Below are 2,598 nucleotides of genomic sequence, written 5' to 3' on the forward strand. Positions count from 1 at the left end.
ATTTTCGCGTTCTCAACCCTCTTAGGCATGGCTGGATGTACAACCTCCTTGTCTAGAACAATACCCTTCACAAGTGTAGTCTCTGTTATACTTTCACCCTTCTTCTTCTCAACCTTTATGTCATCCAGACTGAGCTTGTATCCACCGTCCCTTTTTTCTGCTACTTGAAGGGCTGCTTCAACTACTATCTTTGATAGAAACTCTTTATACTCGGCTACAACTTTGCTTGAAAGAGCTGTTTGCGAAATCTTCTCGAGGATATTTCTGTCCAACGGGTCTACTTTTACCGCCATCTCGTCAATTTTCTTCGTCGCTTCTACGAGAGCCTTCTCGAAGCCCTCGGTGATAATAGTTGGGTGGATGTCTTGATCTATCAATTCTTCAGCCGCTGTGAGTAGTTGTCCGGCAAGTACAACAACGCTAGTTGTGCCGTCACCGACCTCGTCGTCTTGAGCCTTTGCCACCTCGACAAGCATCTTGGCCGCGGGATGCTGAACCTCCATTTCCTTAAGAATTGTAGCTCCATCACCGGTAATTGTGGCGTTTCCAAAGGAGTCTACCAGTAGCTTGTCCATTCCGCGTGGACCTAGAGAGCTTGCTAGGGCTTCAGCTATAACCCTGGCAGCATAAATGTTGGCTTTTCTAGCATCACGCCCGGTCGTTCGCTGAGTACCTTCTTTCAATATCAAAACAGGAATCTGGCCTGAAGGCTGAGCCATGGAATTCACCCTTAGCATTTCCAGAAAAACATCACTTCTATAAAAACTTTTCTTTATTTTTCCATCCCTCAAGAAAGAATTATATATCTCCGTCAAATGCGTGAAGATGCGTGGATGAGGTTAAACAAAAAAGAAACAAAACTATCGAACACGCGATGTTAATTTCTACTCTTCTAGTAGCCGTCGCTCTTATTTTTTCCCTTGGGTACCTGTTACACACGCAAGTCCCCCTAGCCGTGGTATCGAGCTGGTCAATGGAGCCCACCCTTCACGTTGGAGACATAGTGGTTGTTTATGGCGCCAGCCAGTACTCTATAGGAGATATTGTGGTTTACGAGTCTCCTTCTGGTCTAATTGTTCACAGGATTGTCGGCGTTAACGGTGATAAATTCATTACTAAAGGAGATGCGAACCCTTACCCCGACAGCATCCATCCTGATAAGTTTACGATAAAGGGCAGAGTAATTTTCGTGATTCCGTATATAGGTAACCTTAAATTAATCTTCGAAAGATTAATTTCACATTAAATCTTCAACATACTTTATTCCTTACTCCTCCTATGGGTAAGTATTTATATATCTCTTCAAGATATTTATAAACCCGTAAGGGGTGGTCAACATACCTGAACCAACCTATGAGATCCAAAACGTTGTTGCCTCTGTAACCCTCAACCAACGTTTAGATCTAGAGCGTATAGCTGAACGAATACCTCACGCCGAGTATAGTCCGGAACATCCCAGGTCTCCGGACCTGGGATCCGAGAGTTTCCGGGTCTAGTGCTTAGACTAAACAGACCGAAAACAGCAACGCTAATATTCTCCAGCGGGAAAATGGTATGTACAGGAGCAAAGTCAGAGACGGAGGTCAAGAAGGCTGTTGGAAGCATTATCAAACTCTTAAAGCAGCACGGAATAGACATTAGAAATGAGCCCATAGTTGAGATACAGAACATAGTGGCGAGCGCTAACCTCAAGGCGGCTGTTGACCTTGAACGGGCTGCCTTCCTACTAGAAAACGCTATGTATGAGCCTGAACAATTTCCTGGACTAATCTATCGTATGAACGAGCCGAAGGTCGTCTTACTGATCTTCAGCAGTGGCAAAGTTGTGTGCACAGGGGCTAAAAAAGAAGAAGAGGTAAAAAACGCCGTAAACAAAATCTATGCTATACTCAAAGAGCAAGGAGTTTTAATAGAAGACTAGACAAAAAATAAAAGCTGAAATTGTTTTCTCTCCTCGTTCGAGAGGTGTCTACCACGTCTAGAAAAGATTTCATCATTAGAGAGGTTAGACACGAAGAGTTAGGTGAAGTCATAAGGATAAATAAGGAAGTATTGCCTGAAAACTATCCTGTATTTTACTTCGAAATGCATTACAGAAATTTCGGGAAAGCCTTCTTAGTCGCGGAGCTAGATGGGCGCATAGTGGGCTATATTATGTGCAGAGTAGAGTATGACACGCTCTACACTAACCCTAACAAAATAGGGAAACGAGGACACATAATTTCTATTGCTGTACTCCCCTTTGCTCAAGGACGTGGCATAGGAACTGAGCTTATGATCAGAGCCTTGGAGAACATGAAGAAATACTATGGTGCAGAGGAATACTATCTAGAGGTTAGAGTTAGTAATGAAATAGCTATAAGACTTTACAAAAAACTGGGCTTTAACGTTGTAAAGGTCTTGCCAGGGTACTATCTTGATGGCGAAGACGCATACTTGATGGCTCGTCCTGCTTAGACTCTTGTCACTTGGTCTGTAATTGAATTGTACACCGCAATTTGAGTCCAGTTATACCCATTCGGTGTTTGCACTACTGTCCAAATAGCGTAGTCTCCCGCTGATCTGTCTCCGTTTTGGTCTAGTGCTGTGTTTCCTGTT

Annotated in this window: 3 protein-coding genes and 1 pseudogene; 3 read left to right on the forward strand and 1 reads right to left on the reverse strand. The window is 43.5% G+C overall.

What is annotated here, in order from left to right; genetic code table 11:
- A partial coding sequence (locus ACP5KC_RS09995; RefSeq protein WP_273434433.1) for a TCP-1/cpn60 chaperonin family protein occupies nucleotides 1–719 on the reverse strand: 719 nt, incomplete at its 3' end.
- Between the two features lie 110 nt (nucleotides 720–829).
- Between ACP5KC_RS09995 and ACP5KC_RS10000 the strand changes: the two genes are divergently transcribed.
- The 3 genes and pseudogenes from ACP5KC_RS10000 (at nucleotide 830) to rimI (ending at nucleotide 2,457) form a co-directional block, all read left to right on the forward strand.
- On the forward strand, nucleotides 830–1,246 hold the full coding sequence (locus tag ACP5KC_RS10000; RefSeq protein WP_273434434.1) for a signal peptidase I: 417 nt from the start codon (nucleotides 830–832) through the stop codon (nucleotides 1,244–1,246).
- Between the two features lie 91 nt (nucleotides 1,247–1,337).
- Nucleotides 1,338–1,921 (forward strand): annotated as a pseudogene (locus ACP5KC_RS10005) (TATA-box-binding protein).
- Nucleotides 1,922–1,965: 44 nt separating this feature from the next.
- Nucleotides 1,966–2,457 carry a ribosomal protein S18-alanine N-acetyltransferase gene (gene rimI, locus ACP5KC_RS10010; RefSeq protein ID WP_052883323.1) on the forward strand — a complete coding sequence of 164 codons (492 nt, stop codon included), beginning with the start codon at nucleotides 1,966–1,968 and terminating at the stop codon, nucleotides 2,455–2,457.
- Nucleotides 2,458–2,598: the final 141 nt, after the last annotated feature.

The organism is Infirmifilum sp., from assembly GCF_049970975.1.
GTDB lineage: Archaea > Thermoproteota > Thermoprotei > Thermofilales > Thermofilaceae > Thermofilum > Thermofilum uzonense.